Source organism: Ruegeria denitrificans (assembly GCF_001458295.1).
Taxonomy (GTDB): Bacteria; Pseudomonadota; Alphaproteobacteria; order Rhodobacterales; family Rhodobacteraceae; genus Ruegeria; species Ruegeria denitrificans.
Genome location: NZ_CYUD01000013.1, coordinates 109,220 through 134,273, shown reverse-complemented (window position 1 = coordinate 134,273; position 25,054 = coordinate 109,220). Strand labels below are relative to the sequence as shown.

Sequence of the window (25,054 nt, the reverse complement as noted above, 5' to 3'; positions counted from 1 at the left end):
CGCCCAGCCGTCTCTCCGGCCCGTCAGCACCACCTCAGTAGCGCCGGTGAAGGGGTATTTACGGATTAGGTCTGGGACCTGCAACCCCCAATTTGAAAAAACTTTGCTTTTCTCGGCGGAAACTTGTTCATGTTAATAAAAACAACAGGTTAACTTTATAATGCACTCCGGAACCCGGCCGACAAGCCGGTGTAATCGACGGAATAAATACGCTTGGGACGGAATCGTACCCAATGCTTGGTATGCACCTAGTGTTCGGGCCAAAGAAAACGCCGCCCGAGTCTCCCCGGACGGCGCATTAACTGCCATGATCAGGTGATTACGCCAGTTCGAAGCGATCCGCGTTCATCACCTTGTTCCAAGCAGAAACAAAGTCGCAAACGAATTTGCCCTCAGCGTCGGCCTGGCCATAGACTTCGGCCAGCGCCCGTAGTTGCGAGTTCGAACCGAAGACCAAATCAACACGCGTTCCGGTCCATTTGACCTCGCCGCTGGTGTAGTCGCGACCTTCGTACACACCATTGCCTACGGGCTTCCATTCAGTGCCCATATCCAGAATGTTGGTGAAGAAGTCGTTGCTGAGCGTCCCAACACGGTCAGTGAACACACCATGCTTCGTGTCATTGAAGTTGGCACCCAGCACCCGCAGACCGCCGATCAAAACGGTCATCTCTGGCGCAGAAAGTGTCAACAACTGAGCCTTGTCGATCAGCAACTCTTCGGGTGAGACAGTGTACTCCGTCTTCTGATAGTTGCGGAACCCATCCGCCGCGGGTTCCAGCATTGCAACCGAGCCGATATCCGTCTGTTCTTGCGACGCATCCGTACGCCCCGCAGCAAAGGGTACCACGACATTTTGACCACCAGCCTTGGCCGCCTGTTCAATCGCGGCAGCGCCCGCTAGCACGATGACATCAGCCAGAGACACTTTCTTGTTGCCCGACTGAGCATCGTTAAAGGCCTTTTGCACACCTTTCAGCGCATCCAGAGCTTTGGACAGCTTCAACGGTTCGTTGACCGCCCAGTCCTTTTGCGGGGCCAAACGGATACGAGCGCCATTGGCACCGCCACGCATATCCGAACCACGGAAGGTCGAGGCCGACGCCCACGCGGTCGAGACCAGTTCGGACACCGACAGGCCAGTTGCCAGAATCTGCTCTTTCAGCGCGGCGACATCCGCGTCATCGACCAGATCATGATCCACAGCCGGGACGTTGTCCTGCCACAGTAATTCTTCGCCGGGCACCTCGGACCCCAGATAGCGCGAACGCGGACCCATGTCGCGGTGGGTCAGCTTGAACCAGGCGCGGGCAAAGGCATCGGCGAATTCATCCGGGTTTTCGTGGAAGCGCTTCGAGATCGGGCCATAGATCGGATCCATGCGCATCGCCATGTCGGCGGTGGTCATCATAGTTTTGACCTTTTTCGACGGATCGTGCGCTGCCGGGGCCATGTCTTCTTCCTTGACATTCACTGGCTCCCAGATCCACGCGCCCGAGGGGCTTTTGGTCAGGTTCCAGTCATAGCCGAACAGCAGGTCAAAATAGCCGTTGTCCCATTTGATCGGATTTGCAGTCCACGCACCCTCGATGCCACTGGTGGTGGTATCGTCGCCCTTGCCGCTACCGAACTTGTTGATCCAACCAAATCCCATCTCTTCGATCGGGGCGGATTCAGGCTCGGGACCAACAAGATCCGGATCACCGGCACCGTGTGCTTTGCCAAAGGTGTGACCTCCGGCGACCAGGGCAACGGTTTCTTCATCATTCATCGCCATCCGGGCAAATGTGTCACGGATATCGCGACCCGAGGCCAGAATGTCAGGTTGGCCATCGGGGCCTTCAGGGTTTACATAAATCAGGCCCATCTGAACCGCCGCCAGCGGGTTCTCCAGATCGCGTTCGCCCGAATAGCGGCTGTTGGGATTGTCGGTAGGTGCCAACCAGTCGGTTTCGGAACCCCAATAGATATCTTCCTCTGGTTGCCAGATATCTTCACGGCCACCGGCAAAGCCAAAAGTCTTGCCGCCCATCGATTCGATGGCGCAATTGCCCGCGAGAATGATGAGGTCAGCCCAAGAAATCTGATTGCCGTATTTCTGTTTGATCGGCCACAGCAGACGGCGTGCCTTATCCAGGTTGCCGTTATCGGGCCAGCTGTTGAGCGGCGCGAAACGCTGGTTCCCGGTGCCGCCGCCACCACGACCGTCGGCAGTACGATAGGTTCCCGCAGCGTGCCATGTCATACGGATAAAAAAGCCGCCGTAATGGCCATAGTCCGCTGGCCACCAGTCCTGCGAATCCGTCATCAGGGCATAGAGGTCCTCTTTCAGCGCTTTCAGGTCCAGCTTCTTGAACTCTTCGGCATAGTCGAATTGCGCATCCATCGGGTTCGATGCGGGCGCATGCTGATGCAGAATCGACAGGTTCAGTTGGTTGGGCCACCAGTCCCGGTTTGACCGGGTTCCGGCACCATGCATCACCGGGCATCCGCCCGTTTTGGGGTTGTCACTTCCGTCCATATCGATCTCCATTCCTGGCTAGCTTCCGGCAAATTCGCGCGGTTCAATCTTGGTCGATCAAGAACTAATGCAGATGACACCTTTACCCACCCCTAACGCGTGCCCAAAGGCACGCGTTTTTAGCATAGGGGTATCGGCGACTCTTCGGTCTTGTCACCACCAGAGGTAACAAATCAAAGCCATGCGTAAAAGTTTTGTTTAGTGATGAATGTGATAGGAAAAATTTATGATAATTTTAGATGTCCTGCTATCCAATCCATTGCCTAGCTGCCTTGTGAAAACTTCAGGTCATATTCCGGTCCGGGGCAGAGGATTTTGGCCCGTATGCCCTCGGAAGTCATGGAACTCCGGACAAACGTCGCAGAACGGGTAGCTGGGTATCAGTCTCGCAGTTGGAGGGCGTGCCGAGGGAGGCCGCAGTCTTCGTCAAAAGGATAGGCCAGCTCAGCGTCAGCCTTCTTGCATCAAGGCCTTAAGCCCCGTTCTGTAATCAGGAAAGAGCAGGCGCACACCCAACTCATCCTTGATCCGGTCATTTCTGACCCGCTTGTTCTCGTTATAAAAGCTGCGCGCCATCGGTGTCAGGTCAGCCTCGTTGAATGGAACCGCTGGCGGCAGGGGCAGCCCTTGCAGTTCGGCGGCATAGGCGATTACGTCCTGCGGCGGCACCGGCTCATCATCGCAGACGTTATATATGGTGCCGGGGTTGGGTGCGGCCATCGAGGCGGCCAGAACTTGCGCGATATCCGCGACGTGAATGCGTGAAAACACCTGACCTGGCTTGATGATGCGCCGCATCCCCGCGCGTTTGAGCTTGGAAAACGGACCACGACCGGGGCCGTAGATGCCAGCCAGCCGGAAAATATGAATCGGCAGTTCAGGGACGCTCAGCCATTGCTGTTCGGCCTTCACCCGCCACCTGCCCCGCTCGGCCGTGGGCGCAGGCGGGGTGGTTTCGTCTACCCAGTCACCCTGATGATCGCCATAGACTGCCGTTGTCGACAGGTATCCGACCCATTCAAACTGCGCGGCCCGCGCGACAATTTCATCTTGCAAGGCTGCCAGCACCGGGTCACCGCCCGCATTCGGCGCAGTCGAAATCAGTAGATGCGTCACCTCATTCAGATTCGGCACTTGTCCCGGCCAGACCAGTGGATCAGCGCCAGATGCGCGAATAGTAGGAGATTGGGCCGGATCACGTGTGGTGCCACAGATGCACCAGCCTTGTGGTTTCAGTAGCTGGGACAAGGCTTGCGCCGAATATCCGTGGCCGAACGAAAAAAGAGTTCCTGTCATAGCGCATTAGATGATCCGCAATCCCGATGGATGCAAGCAATTGCACTGGAATACTTGATTCGAATCCCTCAATGCGCCTTTCTTTTGGGTATGATTGAAAAAACGCCCAACCTGCATGCCGCCTACGCCCTGGATTCGCCGGAAGACCACAAACGGCTCTACGCCGAATGGGCCGGGGATTATGACGAATCCTTTGCGGCGCTGGAGGATTATCAGCTACACATCCGAACGGCTCGCGCCTTTGTCACCGCGGGCGGGCAAGGTCCGGTTCTGGATGTGGGCGCAGGCACCGGGTTATGCGGCGCGGTTCTGGCCGGGCTGGGGGTCGGGCCAATCGACGCCACCGATATCAGCGCCGAAATGCTGGATCAGGCCATGCGCAAGGACATCTACCGCGACGCGATTGAGGCGGACTTGAACTTGGGTATCCCGGCCCCGCGCGACAGCTATGCAGGTATCGTATCCTCGGGCACATTCACCCATGGCCATCTGGGCCCTGAAGCCCTGCCCGCCCTGATGCGCATCGCCCGCCCTGGCGCGCAGTTCGCCCTGTCGATCAACGCGAAACACTATGAGAAACTGGGCTTCGCTGAAACCTTGCACAAAATGGCGCAGGGTCAGATTCTAAACCTGACCCTGCCCGAAGTGCGCATATATGGTGACCTCGCCGCTGGCCCCAACAAGGACGACACCGCATTGATCGCCTTGTTCGAGCGGGCCTGACCTCTCAGGTATACATCTGCTTCTTGAAAGCCCGCGTCCGCGTCGTCGCCTCGGCCGAGCCGTCGTGATAGGTGCCAAACCACTTGTCGAACGGGATCTCAGAGGTGCCATAGTTGCACTCGAAATACCGGTGATGCAGCTGGTGAAAGAAATCCCCGGCTCGGGCGGCATCGGTTTCTCGAGCACGCAGCTTTTCAAACCCTGAATGCGACAGGACCGGGCTGACCTGCTGGAAATAGGCGTGGAACAGCAGGTGCAGCGGGTGCGAGGGCACGATCAGGTGTATGAAGTAAGTTGTGAAATACAGAAGGTTTTCATACCAATGGTTCGAAATCCCTGACCACGGCCCCGTATTGACGTTGCGATGATGCACCGCGTGCACGTGTTTATAAAGCCTGGGGTGATGCTCCAGCCGATGCACCCAATAAAAATGCAAGCCGGACCACATTGGTATCAATGCCAGCCAAATCACAAACCAAACCGGCGCGCTGGCCCAGGTCACGGTGGGCACGTACCCATTCGCCATCGCCCAGAAGATGATCCATTGATAGACGGTTGCCACGCTCATCGCGCTGCCAAGGGTCCACCAGATATTGTCCCAGACCTGATTGCGGAAAGTGAAGGTGCCGTTGCTGCGGGTCAGATCACGGCGGTCGAATTTCGTGTACATGCCCTGCCCTTTGCGCATGTACAGCCACCAGTGCAGGCTGCCTGCAACAAGGATCTGAGGCACCATGTTCAGCAGCCAAATGCGGAACATCCAGCCGGGCGCAAAGCTTTTCATTGTCTCTAACGCCGGGAAAAAGAACACATAGGCCGTCACCGCCAGCACCAAGCACAACGTCAGCGATGTGAGCTGCAACCAGGCACCGCTGTACCATTTCAACACGGCAGCGGGACGCGGGGGCCAGTTAAACAATGGATTCAGTCCCACCGGCCCGTCGGGATGATAGTTCCAGCGGGCGGCTTCGGGGTTCTGAGTGGTATCGGTCATTGCATTACCCGTTATGTGGCATAGTCAGAGTTATCGGCATCCAGCAAGGCCTTGATCTCACGCAGATGCGCCTCGGCCTGACCGGGATAATCGTCCAATTCCTGCGCCGTCTTTTCGGCGATCTCATCCGACAGCACGCGTAGGGGCTGTCCAGTTTGTAGCGCGCGGATATACGTTTCGGCTGCACGTTCGAAATAATACAGCCGGTTGAAGGCATCCCCCGGATCGCTTCCGATCACCAAAACGCCATGGTTGCCCATGATCATGACCTTTTTCTTCGGATCTGACAGCATTGACACACAGCGCTCGCCTTCGTTTTCGAAAGCCAGCCCGCCAAATTCGTTATCCACCACATAGCGATTGTAGAAGGTGGCCGTATTCTGATCGATCGGCGGCAAGCGACTGTCGGCCAGCGAGGCCAGAACGGTGGCAAAGATCGAATGCACGTGCATCACGCAGTGCGCATGCGGGCAATGGCGATGGATCGAGCCATGCAATCCCCACGCGGTTGGGTCAGGCGCACCGGGCTGGGACATGACGTTTGGATCATTGGCATCCAGTAGCAACAGATTCGAGGCTTTGACGCGGGCAAAATGCATCTGGTTTGGGTTCATAAGGAACTGCGTGCCTTCCTCATTCACCGCTAGGCTGAAATGATTGGCGACGCCTTCGTGCATGTTCAAACGTTCGGTCCAGCGAAACGTGGCGGCAAGATCTACGCGGTCCTCCCAGTGGTCGATATTGGGGCGCAGGTTTGTAACGGTCATTGCGGGCTCCGATAGGGTGGCTAGGGCTGCTGAAAAGCCTGCCTGCACTTTGAAAAATTGACCAACGAAAAAAACAGACCTAATTCATAAGCTGAGCTAATAGTAGGATTATGCGAATGCAGAAACAGCTTCCTCCGCTGGGGTGGTTACGCACGTTTGAAGCCGCTGCGCGCCACTTGTCCTTCACCGGCGCGGCCCGCGACCTGAACATGACCCAAAGCGCGGTCAGCCAGCAGATCAAATCGCTGGAGGGGTATCTGGGCCAGCCTCTGTTCCTGCGCCGTCCAAGGGCGTTGGAACTAACCGAGGCCGGCATCACCTATCTGCCCGTGGTGCGCGAGGCGTTTCGAACGCTGGTCCGCGGCACGCAAGCCGTCACAGGCGCGCAGCAAAACGCCGTTCAGGTGCAAAGCAACATCACGTTTGCCGTCAATTGGCTGGCCCCACGCCTGCCGCAATTCCGCGAAGCACATCCCAAAGTCCAGCTGAACATCTTTACCGAATTATGGGAGCCGCGGGAGATGGCCGAAGGGGCCGCCGTAGAAATCCGATATTCTCTGCGCCCATCCGATACGGTTCGAACGGAATTGCTGCGGACCGATCATTATTACCCGGTCTGTGCGCCGGGCTATCAAGTGACGCTGGAAACGCTGCAGGATCAACCGTTGTTCGATTGTTCGAATCTATTGTCAAACTGGCCAAATTGGGCAGAAGAACAGGCTCTAATTTGGGGAAATCCGCCCATCACATACTCGACAACCTATTTGGTCAGCCTGTCCGTCGCGATGGCAGGCGGGGGGCTTTGCCTGACCCATGACACTATTGCACGGGGCTTGATCGAACAGGGGCGGCTGGTGGCCCCCTTTGCCCATCGCGCGCCAATGCCCGAAGCCTATTACCTGCTGTTGTCACCTCAGGCGGAAGAAACCCCGGGGGCGCTGGCCTTTGCAAGCTGGCTGCGCAGCGAAATGGAGGTGGACGGGTTGCGCTGATCAGGGATTCTCGCCCACCGTCGATGCCGCTGCGCGGCACTTCCGCTGGTTGGGCCCGACAGCGCCGACGCGCTGCGTGACAGTTTCATGACAGCTGTTCGGTAGGGGTTGAACCTTTCTCAGCATTCGGGAAAGTTGAGCCATGGAATACAGACCTTTCCCAAGCTGGCCCGATGTCGCCCCTCGTTTGATTGCCGTTGCCGCAGGACGAGAGGCTGCGAATACGGTCATCCGTGGTGGCATTTGGGTGAACGTGCACAGCCGCGAGACCTTGCATGATCACGACATTGCCATCGCCGCTGGGCGCATCGCATTTGTGGGACCTGACGCGTCGCATTGCGTTGGTCCGGACACGAAGATCATCGAAGCACGTGGCCGATACATGCTGCCCGGCCTCTGCGACGCGCATATGCATATCGAATCGGGCATGCTGACCCCCGCCGAGTTTGCCCGCGCGGTGATTCCGCACGGCACGACCTCGATGTTTACCGATCCGCATGAAATTGCGAATGTGCTGGGGCTAGACGGTGTGCGTATGATGCATGACGAGGCACTGATGCAGCCGGTGAACATCTTCACGCAGATGCCGTCATGTGCGCCTTCAGCACCGGGGCTTGAGACCACAGGTTATGAGATTACGGCTGAGGATGTAGCCGAGGCCATGAACTGGCCTGGCATCATCGGGCTGGGTGAGATGATGAATTTCCCGGGTGTTATTCACGGCGATCCCAAGATGCTGGCTGAAATCGCGGCGACTCAGCGAGCTGGTAAGACAGTCGGCGGACATTATGCTTCGCCTGATTTAGGGCCTGATTTTGCGGCCTATGTGGCTGGTGGGCCAGCGGATGATCACGAAGGTACCTGCGAGGCCGACGCCATCGCCCGCGTGCGGCAGGGAATGCGGTCAATGATGCGGCTGGGTTCAGCTTGGTTCGATGTGGAGAGCCAGATCACCGCCGTCACCGAAAAGGGATTGGATCCGCGCAATTTCATCCTTTGCACCGACGACTGTCATTCCGGCACTCTGGTCAATGACGGGCACATGAACCGCGTCGTGCGCCACGCAATTGCCTGTGGCTGTGACCCGCTGGTGGCCCTTCAGATGGCGACGATCAACACGGCCACTCATTTTGGGTTGGAACGAGAGATCGGTTCGATCACGCCAGGACGGCGGGCGGATGTCATCCTCAGCTCGGACCTGGCAGAACTGCCCATAGAAATGGTCATCGCCCGAGGTCAGGTTGTCGCGGAAGAGGGCGCAATTAGGGTGGATTGCCCGCACCTGAACTGGCCTGAAGCCGCACGCAACACCGTGCACTTGGGCCACGCGCTGACCGGTGCGGATTTCGAGATCAAAGCCCCCGTCGGCGCCAATCGCGTGCAGGCCAATGTAATCGGCGTTGTTGAAAACCAGGCCCCCACCAAGGCGTTAAAATCCGAACTGCCAATAATCGGCGGATTGGTCGAAGGTGAAGGTGAGGTTTGTCAGATCGCGCTGGTCGAACGCCACCGCGCCACCGGAGGGGTGACGAACGCTTTTGTCTCGGGCTTTGGGTATCAGGGCAATGTGGCGATAGCCTCAACCGTGGCGCATGACAGTCACCACATGATCGTTGTGGGCACCGACCGCGACCAGATGGCATTGGCCGCGAACCGACTGGCCGAAGTGGGCGGCGGCATCACCATTTTCCGCGATGGTGAGGAACTGGCGCTGGTTGAACTGCCCATTGCAGGCCTAATGTCGGACAGCCCGGCGACCGAAGTGGCGGCGAAAGCGGAACAGATGGTCGCGGCGATGCAGGCCTGTGGCTGTCAGTTGAACAACGCGTATATGCAGCATTCTCTGCTGGCCCTCGTCGTAATCCCCGAGCTGCGGATTTCAGACCTTGGACTGGTGGACGTGAGGACCTTTGAAAAGATTGACCTTTTGGAACCCCTTGCATGACAATCATCAGAACACCCGACGTCCCAACGCCCGAAAAGTTTACCGATCCTGCAGCGGCTGTGGCCCGTCTGGAACAGATTTACGATCAGGCGACCCAATTCCTGTGCGACAGTTTTTCCAAGGCAATAGAAGGAGAGGCACCAACCGAAAGGTTCAGAGCCTATTATCCGGAGATTCGCATCAAAACCGCGACCTATGCGCAGGTCGACAGTCGTCTAAGCTTTGGCCACGTCTCCGAACCCGGCACCCATGCGACCACAGTGACACGGCCTGATTTGTTCCGCTCCTACCTGACGCAGCAGATCGCGCTTTTGATCCGGAACCACGGCCAACCCGTGTCCATCGGCGCGTCTGACACGCCGATCCCAGTGCATTTCGCCGTTGCCAACAATCCCGATCTGGTTGTCCCGCATCAAGGTGCAGCCGGGTTTACGCTGCGCGATGTATTTGATGTCCCGGATCTGACCACCACCAATGATGACATCGTCAACGGCGTTCATGATCACGAAGGGGATCATGGCCCGCTGGCCTTGTTCACCGCGCAACGGGTAGATTACTCGCTGGCGCGACTAGCACATTACACGGCGACTGATCCCAGCCATTTCCAGAACCACGTGCTGTTCACCAACTACCAGTTCTATGTGTCCGAGTTCGAAAACTACGCAAGGGCGCAGCTGGCTGATCCGGACAGCGGATATACCAGCTTTATCTCAACCGGAAATGTCGAGATCACGACCCCGGACGGTGCATTGGAACAACCCCTGAAACTGCCGCAGATGCCGACCTATCACCTCAAGCGCGCGGATGGGTCCGGGATCACACTGGTCAATATCGGGGTGGGGCCGTCGAACGCCAAAACCGCCACCGACCATATTGCCGTCCTGCGGCCGCACGCCTGGTTGATGGTTGGCCATTGCGCAGGGTTGCGTAACACCCAGGCGTTGGGGGATTTCGTGCTGGCCCATGCCTATCTACGCGAAGACAAGGTGCTGGACGATGACCTGCCCGTCTGGGTGCCGATCCCACCCTTGGCCGAGGTTCAGGTCGCCTTGGAGCGCGCTGTGGCAGAAGTCACGGAACTGGAAGGGTACGAGCTCAAGCGGATCATGCGGACTGGCACCGTCGCCTCAGTCGATAACCGAAACTGGGAACTGCGTGACCAGTCCGGGCCGGTGCAGCGCCTCAGCCAATCCCGCGCGATTGCGCTGGACATGGAAAGCGCCACCATCGCCGCTAACGGCTATCGGTTCCGGGTTCCTTATGGCACTTTACTATGTGTGTCGGACAAACCGCTGCATGGTGAATTAAAACTTCCCGGCATGGCTTCGGCGTTCTATACCACTCAGGTCAGTCGCCATCTGGCGATCGGAATACGCGCGATGGAACACCTGCGCGGCATGCCGTTAGAGCGTCTGCACAGCCGGAAATTGCGTTCATTTGACGAAACGGCCTTTCTCTGAAGCAAAAAAGCAACGAAATCCCCCTATTTTTGGCGTTTTCTGCGCTACTATTCGTTGTGTTCGGTCACAATATCCCGTTACAGTTACGCGGTGAGGCCCTATGTATCGGGCACGTTAAGGAGACCAAGAAATGGCAAAGCCTATGACAAAGACTCAGCTGGTTGCTGCTCTCGCTGACGAAATGGGAACCGACAAGAAAGCTGCAAACGCGGCGCTTGAGGCCGTGACCGGCCTGATCACCCGCGAAGTGTCGGCTGGTGGTGCGGTAACCCTACCCGGCGTTGGCAAAATCTACTGCCGCGAGCGCCCCGAGCGCATGGTGCGCAACCCCGCCACCGGCGAGCAGTTCAAGAAAGAGGCCGACAAGGTGGTCAAGATGACCATCGCAAAGGCACTGAAGGACAGCGTGAACGGCTGATCCCAGTCTTTACGGACAAGCGATTGAGGGCCGCCTTCTGGGGGCCCTTTTTTTGTTTCACGCTTCACGAAGCTGATCTTACAGGATCATCAACTGTTGGCTCTTTCCCAATTCAGTTCTATATCCCAGTCCCAGCGCGGTTCAGCTGCAGAACGGAGCTTAAGGATCCGGTGCGTATCCCGGATTGTAAATCGAATACACTCTGACATAGGTGAACTTGTTGTTGGAGCTTACGTCGTAAAACGCACACATCATAAGTCGGAACTTTGTACCCGCCTTGTACGGCACGCCATTCCATTCCAAATCTTCCCGGCACAGAAAGTCTATAGGCGCTTCTGACGCTACAGTTGTTTCATTCGCAAGGTAGTGGGTGTGCGAAAGTATGACTTCCTGCATTTTATCGCCAACCCCGCCCCAGAATTCCAAGATCTCGGCTCGCCCTACATTTTTTCTGGCCTGTGGCACGTATTCGAAAGTGGCGTCTTGTTCGTAGTACTTGTCGAAAAAGTCCGGAAGTGACATCCCGCCCACAAAAGTTGAGTTAAAGTCACGTATATATTTTTGGTATCTGGCTTCGCTGAACATGTTTCAACCTCGGTGCGTAAAATCTATTTCTGATTGTTACCACGCAGCGCTCGAAAGCGCGTTGACTACCGTAGTACAGTATCGCGCCAATTGTGAAATGCATCTCTTTGCAAAGGTAACTTCGCTCTCAAAGCAATCATTCTAAGGCCTGAGAGGACAGTCTAGGCCGTGAGTGAAGAAAAGCCCGCTCCGCAAGTCCACTAGAAAAAAAAATCGCACAAAAAAAACGGGCGCTCAAAGCACCCGTCTCTGCCTTTTCGTAAAGTTGATTAGTGAACCGTCTCAACCTTGTGGAAATCCAGATCCCGGTCCTCGGGCATTGAGTCGATGCTCAGTACCTCTTGGCGTTTGGTGATCAGGATATAGACCACGCAGGCCAGATAGAGGCCGACGACCACAGCACCGATCCACTGGATTTGCAGCCACTGGCTTTGGAACAGCAGGGTCAGGACGAACAGTAGCACGACGTTGCCCGCCACGTAGATCGCCTTGCCAAACCGCTCGACCGTCATGTTCAGGTTGTCCGTATAGAGCCTAATCAGTGAGTCCAGCGAGTTGATCACGAAGGTCACGCCCACGATCACCATCGCGATGTTGGTAATTCCTGCGGTGCTGATGCCGTTCAGGTGGTAATAGTAGAGAACGGTGAACCAGATCGCCAACGGGATCGACGGGAAGATCAGCAGCGCGGCCAGCAGCTGCCATGTCTTCAACCCGCCCACAAAACGCGAGGTGAACTGGCCAATCATGATCGACCAAGCGAACCACCAGAACAGGTAGAAGGCATGATAGTCGGTCAGCGGCAGAACAAACTTGTGCAGATTGGCGAAATAGGCCCCGATATTGCTGCCGGTATCCGCAAAGCCGGTAAAGCCCATGCCAGCTGCAACCCACATGCCGAGGATCAGCGCCAGGAACAGGAAGGTCGAGCCAACGGACAGGATGCGCACGTATTTCAGATCGGTCGACGAATAGGCCGCCGCCAGAATGACCACAAACACGATGACATAGAAGGTGGTGACCACGGATTCGCCGTCTCCGACCTCGGGCAGGTAGCCGGGCAAGTAGATCAGGAACAGGCTGGCGGTGAAGGCGCAAGTGCCGATGATGACCACGTTGTTGATCAGCTTGACCAGCGGGATCTCAAAGAACTTCACGCGCGGTTCGATCACGCAGAAATAGAACGCGGTCAGGAAGTAGAAGGCCCAGATCAAAAAGCCCCAGAACCCGAACTCGATCGCCAGCGGATTGGCGAAGGCATAGGCGGGCTCTTCTGCATAGCCGCCGAACTCGGTCAGCGGGAACATGATCAGGCCGACATCCAGACCGGATGTGAACAGGATCGCAATGAACGTGAAAAGATGAACGGGCGTCACGCCGACGCAGCGCAGGTTCCACCATTTCACCACGAAGAAAGCGACCAGGCCCAAAGCCAACAGGACGCCAAAAGACAGAATATATTCCAGAAGCACTGACAAACCTCCCTTGTTTGGTCAGATTTCTTGGAAATATCTTTAATTGGCCAGTCAATCAACAAAAACGTCGCAATTTCCCCCCTTGCCCCGAAGGTGTGGCGTTTTGACAAGTGCGCTTGCGACCTGTTGGAAATTCAGGAACAGTCCCAGCGTTCTGACAGGGGAATGCCCAATGGATCTGCGCGCCATCGCCATGGGGCTGATATTTGCCTTCATCTGGTCATCGGCCTTTACCTCGGCGCGGATCATTGTCGCCGACGCGTCACCGCTGTTTTCACTGGCACTGAGGTTTTTGATATCGGGTCTGCTGGGCGTCGTCATCGCGCGGGCGATGGGTCAAAGCTGGCATCTGACTCGCCCCCAGTGGCGCGCGACAATCCTGTTCGGTATTTGCCAAAATGCCCTTTATCTGGGCCTGAATTTCTATGCAATGCAGACGGTCGAAGCCTCGCTAGCCGTCATTATCGCGTCGACCATGCCGCTGTTGGTGGCTTTAGCCGGCTGGCTGTTTCTGGGCGAAAAGCTGCGCCCGGTTGCGGTATTGGGCCTGATTGCAGGATTTGCCGGTGTCGCCCTGATCATGAGCACTCGAATCGGCGGTGGCGTTGACCTGTTTGGCGCGGCATTGTGCTTTATCGGCGCCCTGGCCCTGACCTTTGCCACGCTGACCATCCGCGGCGCTACATCAGGTGGCAATTTCATGATGGTGGTTGGGTTGCAGATGTTGGTCGGCTCTGCCGTGCTATTCGTTGCTGCTCCGATGTTCGAGACGATCTTTATCCACCCGACCGTGTCACTCGCGCTGGCCTTCACCTATACCACCTTGTTCCCCGGCCTTTTGGCCACGCTGATCTGGGTTCTGCTACTGGATCGGGTCGGTGCCACCCGGGCAGCGACCTTCCATTTCCTCAATCCCGTTTTCGGCGTCACCATCGCCGCCCTACTTCTGGGCGAAAAACTGGGCCCGATGGATGCTGTCGGGGTTGGAATTACGACGCTGGGCATTCTAGCGGTGCAACTGTCGCGACAGCCTGCTCAGGGCAGCAAAGCCTCAACTTGACGCAGCTACTGAATGCCCCGGACATCCGCACGACTGCGCGAGGCATTGAAATAGGGCTTTGATTTCCGCGCCCGCGCCCCCAGATTATGCCCCAAGAACAATGACCGGAGGAGCCATGACCCGCTATACCAAAGACCCCGAGGCCGTCGCCGCCCTGTCGCCCGAAGAGTTTCACGTCACGCAGCGCAGCGGAACCGAACGCCCGGGCACCGGCAAATACCTGGGCAACAAGGAGCCGGGTATTTACGTGGACATCGTCTCGGGCGAGCCGCTATTCGCCTCGACTCACAAATACGAATCCGGCTGTGGCTGGCCCAGTTTCACCAAACCCATCATCCATGAGCATGTGGAAGAATTCCACGACGCCACCCATGGTATGATCCGTACCGAAGTTCGCTCGAAACACGGCGACAGCCATTTGGGGCATGTGTTCCCGGACGGCCCGCGTGAACATGGCGGGCTGCGCTATTGCATCAACTCAGCCTCGCTGCGGTTCATCCATCGCGATGAGATGGAGGCCGAAGGCTATGGCGAATACCTGATCCATGTGGAGGAAATCAAATGACCGAACAACGCGCCGTTCTTGCCGGGGGCTGTTTCTGGGGCATGCAAGACCTGATCCGCAAAATGCCGGGCGTTTCGCGTACATGCGTTGGCTATACCGGCGGTGACGTACCCAATGCCACGTATCGCAACCACGGCACCCATGCCGAAGGGATCGAGATCTTTTTCGACCCTACAAAAATCACCTATCGCGAATTGCTGGAATTCTTCTTCCAGATCCACGATCCCACTACACCGAACCGTCAGGGCAATGATCGTGGGATGAGCTATCGCTCGGCCATCTACTATTTGGACGATGAGCAGAAACAGGTGGCTTTGGACACAATCGCCGATGTAAATGCCAGCGGCCTGTGGCCTGGCAAGGTGGTGACCGAGGTCGAACCTGTCCGCGATTTCTGGGAGGCCGAGCCCGAGCATCAGGATTACCTTGAACGTATCCCGAACGGCTATACCTGCCACTTCCCGCGCGCAGGATGGGTTCTACCCAAACGTGACGCGGCTGAGTAATCCGGTTAGCCCCATTGGGGCTATTCCGATGCCACACGGGGTCGGCCACTGGCCTCGACGGTAACCATCGCCTCGACGAATACGTCTTGCGCCTCGATGCGGGCGGTGCGGATGTCCCGGTCAACCACGACCCGAATGTCCGCGGCCCCAGCCTGACGCACCGCGCCCTCGGCCTCATCCCGCAGCACCGATTCGAGCAGGTCCAGTGCCTTGTCGGATTCGGTAAAATCCCGCGGCCCGTCTTCAAGATGGACTCTGAACCGCCCCTCAGATGGGGATGTCACCGTGCCTGACCGACGCAAGGTCAGCCTTCCGACTACGGCACCGATGGCATTGGCCACACCTGCGTGTTCGGGCAGGATCATACGGGCGCGTAACCGTTCTCCGACAGCCGGGTAATAGCTGGGGGCTGAGGCTCCGAGACCCACAACATCCACGTTCAGCGCCGTATCCAGCGCTAACAATCCACGATGACCTGACAACCCCTTTTGCGTCAAAACATGCCGAGCCAGAGCAGCGGAAGGTAGTTCGAATTCCGCTGTATCTTCCGCAAAAGCAGTCTCTAACAAGGTCAAACATGTTTGTTTTGTCAGCTGATTCACGATCATCTGCGCCAGCTCTTCGGGACCGGCGGCCAATCTGTCCCCCGTCCCCACGCGCTTGCGCGCCACCAGTTCCAACGCCTTGTGCGCCGCCTCTGAATCCCATGCATCCAATCGGCCCAGCACATGGCTGGCATCTGACGGTGTCACGCCGGAAACCTGCACGATCCCACGATCTACCAGACGTGCCAGGGCACCGTTCTCCATTCGGGTGCGCAACAGATCGCTCAGCGGCAGAACCTGTTCGCCCAGCCGATCCAACAGGGCTTCTTCTCGCGCAGCCAGACCTTCGGCGTGAATACCGGGAACCCGGCGTGCGAACCGCGTATCATGCTCCCCGACGGTTGTTGCACGCAACTGACGGTCAAGAGCATCATGGACAACCTCTGGCGTCTCGGAAGCGATCAGCGACACGGGCAAGACCCGCCGCGGGCCCAGAAACACGCCGCCGCCCAGTCCTTCGGCGACCACATGAACCTGACTGTCGCCACCCAGACCATGGGTACGCATAGCCACGGCCTCGACCATCGTACGAAACCCGCCAACTTGCGCGCCCGCCGGGTCAATTGCAGGCTTGCCGTCGCGGATCAACGCCACATCCGTCGTCGTTCCGCCGATATCTGACACCAAGGCATTCTCGGCCCCAGTCAGCCAGCTGGCCCCGACGATCGAGGCCGCTGGCCCGCTGAGGATGGTCTCAATCGGCCGTTCCCGCGCCTGTTCGGCGCTCATCAGCGCGCCGTCGCCACGCACCACCATCATCGGAGCGGTGATGCCCAATTCCAGCAACCGATCCTGCGCGCGTCCGATCAACCGGTCGATCATCCCGATCAGCCGCGCATTCAGCACCGCCGTCACCGCCCGTTTCGGGCCGTTCAGCTTGGCAGACAAATGATGCGAACAAGTCACCGGAGCGCCCGTCTTTTCCGCAATGATCCGCGCCGCTTCCAGCTCATGCGCCGGATTGCGTGTGGCGAACTGAGAGGAAACTGCGAAGCCAGAAACGCCTTTATGAGTGTCTAAAAAGTCTCCCAACGCTGCCACGTCCAAAGGCATGGTCTCGCCTCCAGCATGCGTGTGACCACCTGAGATTACCAGCGCCGGATCGCCCTTTAGCGCATCGCGCAATCCATGTTTATCCAGATCACCGTCCTTGAAACCGATATAAATCAAGGCAACACGACCGCCTTGCCCTTCAACCAGCGCATTTGTGGCCAGAGTTGTCGACAAGGACGCCATCGAAATCTGCCCCGGCGTCACCTGCTCTGCTTCCAGAACCGCCTGAATCGCCTGACCCACGCCAATTGCCAGATCAGCCCGCGTGGTCAAGGATTTGGCCGAGGCGATCACCTCACGCTCATCCCGGATCAGCACCGCATCGGTGTAAGTTCCACCCGTATCCACCCCCAAAGCCAGCGCCATCGGGTTCTCCTTCCTGTTCGCTGTAGATGGGTGTAGCGGTTTGGACCGACACGTCCAGCCTGTTTGCGGCACCTATGACAGTTGTTTGACCGCCCAGCGCGCGGCATCTGCCACCGTTGGGTCTGGATCTTCCACCAATCCTTGCGCCACCGGTCGCAACGAAGCCATTCCCGAATTGCCGATGGCATACAGAACATTACGCACAAACCGATCGCGCCCGATCCGTTTGATGGGTGATCCGGAAAATTTCGCCCGAAACGCGGCATCGTCCAATACCGCTAACTCCGCCAAAGATGGGGCTTTAAAATCGTCCCGGGCCGCATAACGAATATCACTGGCAGCCACTGCGAACTTGTTCCACGGGCACGCCGCCAGACAATCGTCACAGCCATATATCCGGTTGCCAAGCTTTGCCCGCAACTCTTCATCCACCGGACCTTTGTGTTCGATTGTCAGATATGAAATGCAGCGCCGCGCATCCAACTGATACGGGGCCGGAAACGCATTCGTCGGACAGGAATCCAGACAGGCCCGGCACGAGCCACAATGATCCACCTCGGCCATATCTGCGGGCAGGTCTAATGTGGTGAAAATAGACCCTATAAAAGCCCAATTTCCCCAATCTCGACTCACCAAATTGGTATGCTTCCCCTGCCAACCCAGCCCGGCAGCATGGCCCAACGCCTTTTCGGGCACCGGAGCGGTATCGACAAAAACCTTCACCTCTCCCCCGGCCTCGGCAATCAACCAGCGTGCTAGACGCTTCAGCCGTTTCTTGACCAGATCGTGGTAATCCTTGTTCTGCGCATAAACGGAAATCGCTGCTCTGTCCGGGTAATCCAATACTTCGGTCGGATCATGCTCGGGCGCATAGCTTTCAGCCAGCATGATCACTGACTGCGCCTCGGGCCACAGGGCTGTCGGATCGCCGCGCCAATGGGTGCGTTCGGCCATCCAACCCATCTGTCCATGAAATCCGGCCTGCAAGAACGCTTCTAACCGTGGAGGAACTTGCGGCACATCCCACGGCCTGCAAATACGGCAGGACACAAAGCCTTCGCTCAAGGCCTGCGTAACCAGTTTGTCTTTCAAAGATGATCCGCTCTTCATCTGGCCAAATATACCTTCGGGGGTGAATTGGCCCAGAGGGCCAAGAGGGGGCAGACAGCCCCTGCACCACCCTATCAGAAATCCAAATCGGCGTAATGCGCAGGGGGCCGGAATCCCGGCACCTGATCCGCCAATATCGACCGGAACGCCGGGCGCGACTTGATCTTGGCATACCAGTCCTTAACCGCCGAACTGCGGTTCCAGTCCACATCCGAGATGTAATCCAGCGCCGAAAGATGCGCGGCAGCGGCAAAATCAGCCAATGTCATCTGATCCCCCGCTAGCCAGCGGCGATGATCCAGCAGCCAAGCCATGTAGTCCAGGTGATATTTGATCGCCCGCGCGCCTTCCTTGACGTTCTTGCTGTCCGGATATCCCTCACCGGTGACTTTCTTGTTCACCCGTTCATACAACAGTTTCGCGGTTACCTCGTGGTGGAACTTATCATCGAACCAGCCCACCAGGCGGCGAACCTCGTACCGGCCCTCAGGTGTTTTCGGCATCAGCGAAGGTTCAGGGCGCGTTTCCTCGATATATTCACAAATCGCCGCGCTTTCTGACATCACCTGCCCGTCCAGTCGCAAAACCGGTACTTTGCCGGCGGGGTTGCGACGCAGGAAATCGGGGTCTTTTTCCCAGTATTTCTCTTCGACCAGCTCAACCTCGATCTTCTTTTCCGCCAAAGACAGACGGACCTTGCGGCAATAGGGGGACAGGGGAACGTGAAACAAACGCGCCATGAGCTTCCAATCGAACCAGTGTATACCCACCAGCTTTAGCCTTGAGGGGTGTTGACTTTCAATCCTCGAAACAATCCGCGCGTCCATCTGCGCGGATGGTGGCCGCCCCGTCCAGGATCGATGCGGCCCTTCTGCGTGTCCATACCGAGGGGTCAGTGATCGACCGATTACGGGGTGAAGGTAAAATCGCGGCAATCCGCGCCGCCTGAACAGGGCTCAGTCGGGCGGCGGATACGTTGAAGTTGGTTTGGGCCGCGGCTTCGACGCCAAAGACGCCTTGACCGGTTTCAGCGACGTTCAGATAAACCTCGAGAATACGCTGCTTACTCCAGAAAATCTCGACAACTGGTGTGATCGAGGTTTCCAGCGCCTTGCGTACCCAGCTGCGGCCCTGCCACAAGAATACGTTCTTCACCACCTGCTGGGTAATGGTCGACGCCCCACGTGATCCGCCATCTTCCAGCGCGTCGCGGATTGCTTCGACATCAAAGCCCCAATGCTGGCAGAAATTCGCATCTTCAGCCGCAACGACCGAACGGGCCATAATGGGTGAAATCTCTTCTATCGGAACCCAATCACGCTCGACTTTGCCCAACCTGCGCCATTCCGACCAGATCGTGTGGGTCACAGGTGGGTTCACCACCGAATACAAAGCGACCAACGCAACGACGAATACAATGGCCGCCAACAAGGCGCGACTGATCCATCGGCGAAGCCGTTGCATTATTGGAGATTTGGCTTTGGACGCCTTTTTTTTCTTACCGCTTTTTTTGCGGACTGCTGTTTTTGCCATGTCACAGCTATACGACGTCCGGCGCGCGTTTAAAACGGGTGTTGTCGGTAAACTCACATAAGAAAACCCGCGCGGCTGCTTGCGCGCGCGGGTTTGGAACTGGTCTGTCGTGCCGGTTATTCAGCCGGAACAGCAGTTGCTTCGTTGGTCAGCGGGTGGCTGAGATTGTTCAGCATCTCTTTCGGGCAGACCTGCAGGAAGTTGGCTTTCTCTACATCCCAATGCTGCAGGATGTCTGCGGCCTTGCGGCTGAAGGTCTCGGCCTGATGGGTTTCGATCAGCGATTTCAACTGATCTTCCCAATGGTCGACCGTCACCGGGCAGGTCACCAGAGTTTCCATGTTCATCAACGCCTGTGCCTTGCCTTCCGGGTCATACAGATAGGCCATACCGCCTGTCATGCCTGCGCCAAAGTTGGCACCGATATCACCTAAGATTACAGCGACACCGCCGGTCATGTATTCACAACCGTTGGAACCACAGCCCTCAATCACCACTTTGGCACCCGAGTTCCGCACCCCAAACCGCTCACCGGCGCGACCTGCGGCAAACAGGTGGCCATCGGTGGCGCCATACAGAACCGTGTTGCCGATGATGGTGTTGTCATCCGCCTTCAGCGGGCTGACCTGCGGCGGACGTACAACAATTGTACCACCCGACAGACCCTTGCCGACATAGTCGTTGGCGTCACCGGACACTTCCAGTTTCAGACCGGGCGCCGCGAAAGCCCCCAGAGACTGACCGGCCGAACCCTGCAGTTTGACGTGTAGGTGGTCGGACTGAAACGTGTTCCGCATACCGAAATTCTGCACAATATGGCTTGAGACACGGGTTCCCACAGTCCGGTGTGTGTTCTGGATCGCGTAAGACAGCTGCATCTTTTCACCGTCTTTCAAGAACCGTGCCGCATCGCGCACGATTTCCGCATCCAGCGTATCGGGCACTGCATTGCGATCCTTGTCGCGGTTGTAGACGATGTTATGCGCACCATCGACGGTGATCAGCAGCGGGTTCAGGTCCAGATCGTCCAGATGCGCAGACCCACGGCTGACCTGCGCCAACAGATCGGCCCGACCAATGATCTCATCAATCGAACGCGCGCCGAGGCTGGCCAGCAGTTCGCGCACTTCCTGCGCGTAGAAGGTGATCAGGTTCACCACCTTATCCGCGTTACCGGTGAATTTGGCGCGCAGGTCCTCGTCCTGCGTACAGACACCGACCGGGCAGGTGTTCGACTGGCACTGGCGCACCATGATACAGCCCATCGCAATTAGGGCGGCGGTGCCGATGCCGTATTCTTCGGCTCCCATCATTGCTGCCATGACGATGTCACGACCGGTGCGCAGGCCACCGTCGGTCCGCAGGGTCACGCGATCCCTCAGGTTGTTCATCGCCAGAACTTGATGTGCCTCGGTCAAGCCCATCTCCCACGGCAGACCGGCATATTTGATACTGGTCGCAGGCGAAGCCCCGGTGCCACCATTGTGACCCGAAATAAGGATAATATCCGCTTTCGCCTTGGCCACACCGGCCGCAATCGTACCAACACCGGACGACGCCACCAGTTTCACCGTCACTTTGCAGCGCGGGTTGATCTGTTTCAGATCATAGATCAGTTGCGCCAGATCCTCGATCGAGTAGATGTCGTGGTGCGGCGGTGGCGAGATCAGGGTCACGCCTTTGGTCGAATGGCGCAGGCGCGCGATCAGGTCGGTGACTTTCATGCCCGGCAGCTGACCACCCTCACCCGGCTTTGCACCCTGAGCGACCTTGATCTCCAACTCTTCACACTGATTCAGGTATTCCGCGGTCACACCGAACCGCCCCGAGGCCACCTGTTTGATCTTGGCTGACGGGTTGTCACCATTGGGTTCGGGCACGAAGTGTGCAGGGTCTTCACCACCTTCGCCACTGTCGGATTTCGCACCGATCCGGTTCATCGCCACGTTCAGCGTCTTGTGCGCCTCAGGCGATAGCGCGCCCAGCGACATGCCCGGCGTGACGAACCGCTTGCGGATCGACGTGATCGACTCGACCTCTTCCAGCGGGATTGGCTTGCCCAGCGGCTTGAAGTCCATCAGGTCACGCAAGTGGATCGGCGGATTCGACTGCATCTTGGTCGAATACTGCTTCCACAGCTCATACGAGGCGCGGTTGCAGGCCATCTGCATCATATGCATCGAAGTCGCTTCCCACGCGTGCGTCTCACCCGATTTGCGCGCCTTGTAGAAGCCACCAATGGGCAGCACGTCCAGACCGCTGTCCCAGCCATTTGCGTGGATCTCTTCGGCTTTGACCCGAATACCGTGAATACCAATGCCCGAGATACGGCTGGTCATACCGGGGAAATATTCAGCCACCATAGCGCGGCTCAGACCGACAGCCTCAAAATTCAGCCCACCGCGATAGGATGAGATTACCGAGATGCCCATCTTGGCCATGATCTTAAGCAGGCCTTGGTCGATAGCTTCGCGGTAACGGGCCACATTTTCCGTCAACGTACCGTCCAGCAGGCCGCGATCAATGCGGTCGGCCAGCGTATCTTCGGCCAGATAGGCGTTCACCACCGTCGCACCACAGCCGATCAGCACAGCAAAGTAATGCGGGTCAATACACTCGGCCGCCCGCACGTTGAGCGAGCTGAAGGTTCGCAGGCCTTTACGCGTCAGGTGGCTATGAACCGCGCTAGTGGCCAGGATCATCGGCATCGCCACTTTGTCCGCACCAGAATATTGATCGGTCAGAACCAGATGTCCGGCACCTGAACGCACAGCCTCTTCGGCCTCGGCCCGAATACGGGTCAGCGCTACATCCAGCTGGCCCGCACCGGGTTCGAAGCTGCAGTCGATCTCGGCCAGCGGCGCGTTAAAGTTCTTGGCTAGAATTTCCCACTGTGCGTTGCCGACAAAGGGGCTTTCCAGAACGATAATCTCAGTCTGGCTGCTGTCCTCGTCCAGCACGTTCTTGAGGTTACCAAACCGCGTTTTCAGCGACATCACGCGATATTCGCGCAAGCTGTCGATCGGCGGGTTGGTCACCTGGCTGAAATTCTGGCGAAAGAAATGGCTGAGCGGGCGATACTGTTTCGACAACACGGCAGAAGGTGTGTCATCGCCCATGGACGCCAGCGCCTCTTTGCCGTCTTCGGCCATCGGCGCAAGGATTTGTTCAAGTTCTTCGACCGAGTATCCGGCTGCGATCTGACGCTTGCGCAGCTCCTCACCTGAGAACAGCGGCTGTTCTGTCACACCGCCCAGCGTTGCATCCAGATCGTTGATCTTGCCGACCCAATCACCAAAGGGCAGCGCGCGCGCCAGCTTGTCCTTGATCTGCTTATCGCGGAACAGTTTGCCTTTTTTCATGTCCACGGCCAGCATCTGACCCGGTCCCAGCGCGCCTTTTTCGGTAACGGATGCCTCATCAATCGGCACCATCCCGGCCTCGGATCCCGCGATGACCAGACCATCGCCGGTCACCACATAGCGCATCGGACGCAGCCCGTTCCGGTCCAGACCGGCACAGACCCAGCGGCCATCGGTCATCGCCAGCGCGGCGGGGCCGTCCCACGGCTCCATCACCGAGTTGCAATAGGAATACATGTCGCGCCAGGCCTGCGGCAGCTCGACCGCCTGCTTGGACCAGCTTTCCGGCACCAGCATGGTTTTCGCCATAGGGGCCGAGCGGCCTGCTCGGACTAGAACCTCGAATACTGAGTCTAATGCGGCTGAATCCGACGATCCGCCGGCGATGATCGGCTTGATATCTTCGGCATGATCACCAAAGGTCGAGGACGCCATGCGGATCTCATGGCTTTTCATCCAGTTGACATTGCCGCGCAGTGTGTTGATTTCACCGTTATGCGCCAGCATGCGGAACGGCTGCGCCAGCCACCATTGCGGGAAGGTGTTGGTGGAATAACGCTGGTGATAGATTGCAAAGGCGGATTCGAACCGCTCATCCATCAGGTCGGGGTAGAAAACCGCCACCTGCTCGGCCAGCATCATGCCTTTGTAAATGATCGAACGACAGCTGAGCGAGGCCAGATACAGGCCAGAAATACCAGCAGCAGCAGCAGCCTTTTCGATGCGGCGGCGAATGACGTACAACTCACGCTCAAACGTCTCCTCGTCCACACCTTTCGAGTTCGAGATCAGAATCTGCTCGATCTCAGGGCGGGTCGCGTTGGCTTTTTCACCCAGACAGGTCACATCGACCGGCACATGGCGCCAGCCATAGATGTAATAACCCATCCGTAGAACTTCGGTCTCCACGATGGTCCGGCAGCTTTCCTGCGCTCCGAAATCGGTGCGGGGCAGAAAGACCTGACCAACGGCAATCAACTCATCCATGTTGGGTTCATGGCCGGTGCGGCGGATCTGATCGTAAAAGAACGGAACCGGGATCTGTACATGAATGCCCGCGCCGTCGCCCGTCTTGCCATCAGCGTCCACAGCACCACGGTGCCAGATCGCCTTGAGCGCGTCGATACCGGCATTCACAACCTTGCGCGACGGCTTGCCGTCTACGGACACAACAAGACCCACACCACAGGAGGAATGCTCTTCTTCCTCGGAATAGAGACCGTTTTCCGCCATCCATTTGCGCTTGGCTTCCTCGGCGCGCACCCAATCGGCGTCATATTTGGTCATTGGCTGTCTCCTTCTTCCGAGGGGGCGAACATCGCTTCGACCTCGGCTTTGGTCATTTGCTTGCGTTCACCTGCAAACGCGTACCCGTCGGGTTTTTTGTCGATAAATAATTCCAGTTGCAGGCCGTAGCCTGTGTCTTCGAACAGGCCCGCTGCCATTTCTGTGTGCCCGTGCATGTCGCCCGGTGCGGTGACCCGGTACCACAGGGCTGATCCGCAATCGGCGCAAAAGGCGCGCTCGGCCCAATCGGACGACGCGAAGGTCTTTACCGGACCAAGCGCGGCATAGCCTTCTTCGGCCTGAAACGTCACCAGCATCGAACTGGTCCAGCGGCGGCACTGGTCGCAATGGCAGGCACCCAGCGCATTTTTCGCCGGGGTGGCGGTGACTGTGACCGCGCCGCACATGCATTGGCCTTGCAATTCGGGCAT

At 57.7% G+C, this 25,054-nt stretch carries 20 protein-coding genes; 8 read left to right on the top strand and 12 right to left on the bottom strand.

The window, feature by feature from the left end; genetic code table 11:
* Positions 1-319: 319 nt before the first annotated feature.
* Together katG and RUE5091_RS18375 are read right to left on the bottom strand one after the other, a co-directional pair.
* Entirely contained in the window at positions 320-2,521 is a 2,202-nt protein-coding gene (gene katG / locus RUE5091_RS18380) for a catalase/peroxidase HPI (RefSeq protein WP_058283417.1), read from the bottom strand.
* A 450-nt stretch (positions 2,522-2,971) separates the two neighbouring features.
* Positions 2,972-3,817 (bottom strand): SDR family oxidoreductase, encoded by an 846-nt coding sequence (locus tag RUE5091_RS18375; RefSeq protein ID WP_058283396.1) that lies wholly within the window; start codon positions 3,815-3,817, stop codon positions 2,972-2,974.
* A 90-nt stretch (positions 3,818-3,907) separates the two neighbouring features.
* On the opposite strand from RUE5091_RS18375, the gene RUE5091_RS18370 reads away from it, so the two are divergent.
* Positions 3,908-4,540, top strand: coding sequence for a class I SAM-dependent DNA methyltransferase (locus RUE5091_RS18370; protein WP_058283416.1), 633 nt, complete (start codon positions 3,908-3,910; stop codon positions 4,538-4,540).
* A 4-nt stretch (positions 4,541-4,544) separates the two neighbouring features.
* On the opposite strand, the gene RUE5091_RS18365 is transcribed toward RUE5091_RS18370, so the two are convergent.
* Together RUE5091_RS18365 and RUE5091_RS18360 are read right to left on the bottom strand one after the other, a co-directional pair.
* A complete protein-coding gene (locus RUE5091_RS18365; protein ID WP_058283395.1) occupies positions 4,545-5,534 on the bottom strand; it encodes a sterol desaturase family protein in 990 nt (329 codons plus the stop codon).
* A gap of 11 nt (positions 5,535-5,545) precedes the next feature.
* Positions 5,546-6,301: a class II aldolase and adducin N-terminal domain-containing protein gene (locus tag RUE5091_RS18360; protein WP_058283394.1), complete on the bottom strand. Its 756-nt coding sequence runs from the start codon at positions 6,299-6,301 to the stop codon at positions 5,546-5,548.
* A gap of 116 nt (positions 6,302-6,417) precedes the next feature.
* Here RUE5091_RS18360 and RUE5091_RS18355 point away from each other — a divergent pair, with 116 nt between their 5' ends.
* The 4 genes from RUE5091_RS18355 (at position 6,418) to RUE5091_RS18340 (ending at position 11,116) form a co-directional block, all read left to right on the top strand.
* Positions 6,418-7,293 (top strand): LysR family transcriptional regulator, encoded by an 876-nt coding sequence (locus tag RUE5091_RS18355; protein ID WP_058283393.1) that lies wholly within the window; start codon positions 6,418-6,420, stop codon positions 7,291-7,293.
* Between the two features lie 142 nt (positions 7,294-7,435).
* A complete protein-coding gene (ade, locus tag RUE5091_RS18350) occupies positions 7,436-9,238 on the top strand; it encodes an adenine deaminase (protein WP_058283392.1) in 1,803 nt (600 codons plus the stop codon).
* Positions 9,235-10,698, top strand: a complete 1,464-nt coding sequence (locus tag RUE5091_RS18345) for an AMP nucleosidase (protein ID WP_058283391.1) — start codon at positions 9,235-9,237, stop codon at positions 10,696-10,698. The genes ade and RUE5091_RS18345 overlap by 4 nt, the downstream gene beginning before the upstream one ends.
* Positions 10,699-10,828: 130 nt before the next feature.
* Positions 10,829-11,116: an HU family DNA-binding protein gene (locus tag RUE5091_RS18340; protein WP_058283390.1), complete on the top strand. Its 288-nt coding sequence runs from the start codon at positions 10,829-10,831 to the stop codon at positions 11,114-11,116.
* A 159-nt stretch (positions 11,117-11,275) separates the two neighbouring features.
* Here RUE5091_RS18340 and RUE5091_RS18335 read toward each other — a convergent pair whose 3' ends face one another.
* Both RUE5091_RS18335 and RUE5091_RS18330 read right to left on the bottom strand, forming a co-directional pair.
* On the bottom strand, positions 11,276-11,701 hold the full coding sequence (locus RUE5091_RS18335) for a nuclear transport factor 2 family protein (RefSeq protein ID WP_058283389.1): 426 nt from the start codon (positions 11,699-11,701) through the stop codon (positions 11,276-11,278).
* Positions 11,702-11,970: 269 nt separating this feature from the next.
* Positions 11,971-13,167 carry a BCCT family transporter gene (locus RUE5091_RS18330; RefSeq protein WP_058283415.1) on the bottom strand — a complete coding sequence of 399 codons (1,197 nt, stop codon included), beginning with the start codon at positions 13,165-13,167 and terminating at the stop codon, positions 11,971-11,973.
* Positions 13,168-13,348: 181 nt separating this feature from the next.
* Here RUE5091_RS18330 and RUE5091_RS18325 point away from each other — a divergent pair, with 181 nt between their 5' ends.
* The 3 genes from RUE5091_RS18325 to msrA all read left to right on the top strand — a co-directional run bounded on the left by RUE5091_RS18325 (position 13,349) and on the right by msrA (position 15,307).
* Positions 13,349-14,236, top strand: coding sequence for a DMT family transporter (locus RUE5091_RS18325; RefSeq protein ID WP_058283388.1), 888 nt, complete (start codon positions 13,349-13,351; stop codon positions 14,234-14,236).
* Positions 14,237-14,351: 115 nt separating this feature from the next.
* A complete protein-coding gene (msrB, locus tag RUE5091_RS18320; RefSeq protein ID WP_058283414.1) occupies positions 14,352-14,801 on the top strand; it encodes a peptide-methionine (R)-S-oxide reductase MsrB in 450 nt (149 codons plus the stop codon).
* The gene (msrA, locus tag RUE5091_RS18315; RefSeq protein WP_058283387.1) at positions 14,798-15,307 is read left to right on the top strand and encodes a peptide-methionine (S)-S-oxide reductase MsrA; all 510 of its coding nucleotides are present in this window, start codon (positions 14,798-14,800) and stop codon (positions 15,305-15,307) included. Before msrB ends, msrA begins: the two co-directional genes overlap by 4 nt.
* 20 nt (positions 15,308-15,327) lie before the next feature.
* Here the strand turns inward: msrA and RUE5091_RS18310 are convergent, their stop codons facing one another.
* The 6 genes from RUE5091_RS18310 to RUE5091_RS18285 all read right to left on the bottom strand — a co-directional run bounded on the left by RUE5091_RS18310 (position 15,328) and on the right by RUE5091_RS18285 (position 25,054).
* Positions 15,328-17,331 (bottom strand): hydantoinase/oxoprolinase family protein, encoded by a 2,004-nt coding sequence (locus tag RUE5091_RS18310; protein WP_058283386.1) that lies wholly within the window; start codon positions 17,329-17,331, stop codon positions 15,328-15,330.
* A 72-nt stretch (positions 17,332-17,403) separates the two neighbouring features.
* Complete coding sequence (gene queG / locus RUE5091_RS18305; RefSeq protein WP_058283385.1) at positions 17,404-18,441, bottom strand: tRNA epoxyqueuosine(34) reductase QueG; 1,038 nt, start codon at positions 18,439-18,441, stop codon at positions 17,404-17,406.
* 74 nt (positions 18,442-18,515) lie between these two features.
* Positions 18,516-19,181, bottom strand: a complete 666-nt coding sequence (fzlA, locus tag RUE5091_RS18300) for an FtsZ-binding protein FzlA (RefSeq protein WP_058283384.1) — start codon at positions 19,179-19,181, stop codon at positions 18,516-18,518.
* Positions 19,182-19,239: 58 nt separating this feature from the next.
* Positions 19,240-19,974: a monofunctional biosynthetic peptidoglycan transglycosylase gene (mtgA, locus tag RUE5091_RS18295; RefSeq protein WP_058283383.1), complete on the bottom strand. Its 735-nt coding sequence runs from the start codon at positions 19,972-19,974 to the stop codon at positions 19,240-19,242.
* Between the two features lie 116 nt (positions 19,975-20,090).
* On the bottom strand, positions 20,091-24,623 hold the full coding sequence (gene gltB / locus RUE5091_RS18290; RefSeq protein ID WP_058283382.1) for a glutamate synthase large subunit: 4,533 nt from the start codon (positions 24,621-24,623) through the stop codon (positions 20,091-20,093).
* Entirely contained in the window at positions 24,620-25,054 is a 435-nt protein-coding gene (locus RUE5091_RS18285) for a GFA family protein (protein WP_058283381.1), read from the bottom strand. The genes gltB and RUE5091_RS18285 overlap by 4 nt, the downstream gene beginning before the upstream one ends.

Excerpts from the sequence above, each read along its gene's own strand:
- katG (WP_058283417.1), bottom strand. The coding sequence starts at position 2,521 with ATGGACGGAAGTGACAACCCCAAAACGGGCGGATGCCCGGTGATGCAT.
- RUE5091_RS18375 (WP_058283396.1), bottom strand. The coding sequence starts at position 3,817 with ATGACAGGAACTCTTTTTTCGTTCGGCCACGGATATTCGGCGCAAGCC.
- RUE5091_RS18370 (WP_058283416.1), top strand. The coding sequence starts at position 3,908 with ATGATTGAAAAAACGCCCAACCTGCATGCCGCCTACGCCCTGGATTCG.
- RUE5091_RS18365 (WP_058283395.1), bottom strand. The coding sequence starts at position 5,534 with ATGACCGATACCACTCAGAACCCCGAAGCCGCCCGCTGGAACTATCAT.
- RUE5091_RS18360 (WP_058283394.1), bottom strand. The coding sequence starts at position 6,301 with ATGACCGTTACAAACCTGCGCCCCAATATCGACCACTGGGAGGACCGC.
- RUE5091_RS18355 (WP_058283393.1), top strand. The coding sequence starts at position 6,418 with ATGCAGAAACAGCTTCCTCCGCTGGGGTGGTTACGCACGTTTGAAGCC.
- ade (WP_058283392.1), top strand. The coding sequence starts at position 7,436 with ATGGAATACAGACCTTTCCCAAGCTGGCCCGATGTCGCCCCTCGTTTG.
- RUE5091_RS18345 (WP_058283391.1), top strand. The coding sequence starts at position 9,235 with ATGACAATCATCAGAACACCCGACGTCCCAACGCCCGAAAAGTTTACC.
- RUE5091_RS18340 (WP_058283390.1), top strand. The coding sequence starts at position 10,829 with ATGGCAAAGCCTATGACAAAGACTCAGCTGGTTGCTGCTCTCGCTGAC.
- RUE5091_RS18335 (WP_058283389.1), bottom strand. The coding sequence starts at position 11,701 with ATGTTCAGCGAAGCCAGATACCAAAAATATATACGTGACTTTAACTCA.
- RUE5091_RS18325 (WP_058283388.1), top strand. The coding sequence starts at position 13,349 with ATGGATCTGCGCGCCATCGCCATGGGGCTGATATTTGCCTTCATCTGG.
- msrB (WP_058283414.1), top strand. The coding sequence starts at position 14,352 with ATGACCCGCTATACCAAAGACCCCGAGGCCGTCGCCGCCCTGTCGCCC.
- msrA (WP_058283387.1), top strand. The coding sequence starts at position 14,798 with ATGACCGAACAACGCGCCGTTCTTGCCGGGGGCTGTTTCTGGGGCATG.
- RUE5091_RS18310 (WP_058283386.1), bottom strand. The coding sequence starts at position 17,331 with ATGGCGCTGGCTTTGGGGGTGGATACGGGTGGAACTTACACCGATGCG.
- queG (WP_058283385.1), bottom strand. The coding sequence starts at position 18,441 with ATGAAGAGCGGATCATCTTTGAAAGACAAACTGGTTACGCAGGCCTTG.
- fzlA (WP_058283384.1), bottom strand. The coding sequence starts at position 19,181 with ATGGCGCGTTTGTTTCACGTTCCCCTGTCCCCCTATTGCCGCAAGGTC.
- mtgA (WP_058283383.1), bottom strand. The coding sequence starts at position 19,974 with ATGGCAAAAACAGCAGTCCGCAAAAAAAGCGGTAAGAAAAAAAAGGCG.
- gltB (WP_058283382.1), bottom strand. The coding sequence starts at position 24,623 with ATGACCAAATATGACGCCGATTGGGTGCGCGCCGAGGAAGCCAAGCGC.
- RUE5091_RS18285 (WP_058283381.1), bottom strand. The coding sequence starts at position 25,054 with ATGCCCGAATTGCAAGGCCAATGCATGTGCGGCGCGGTCACAGTCACC.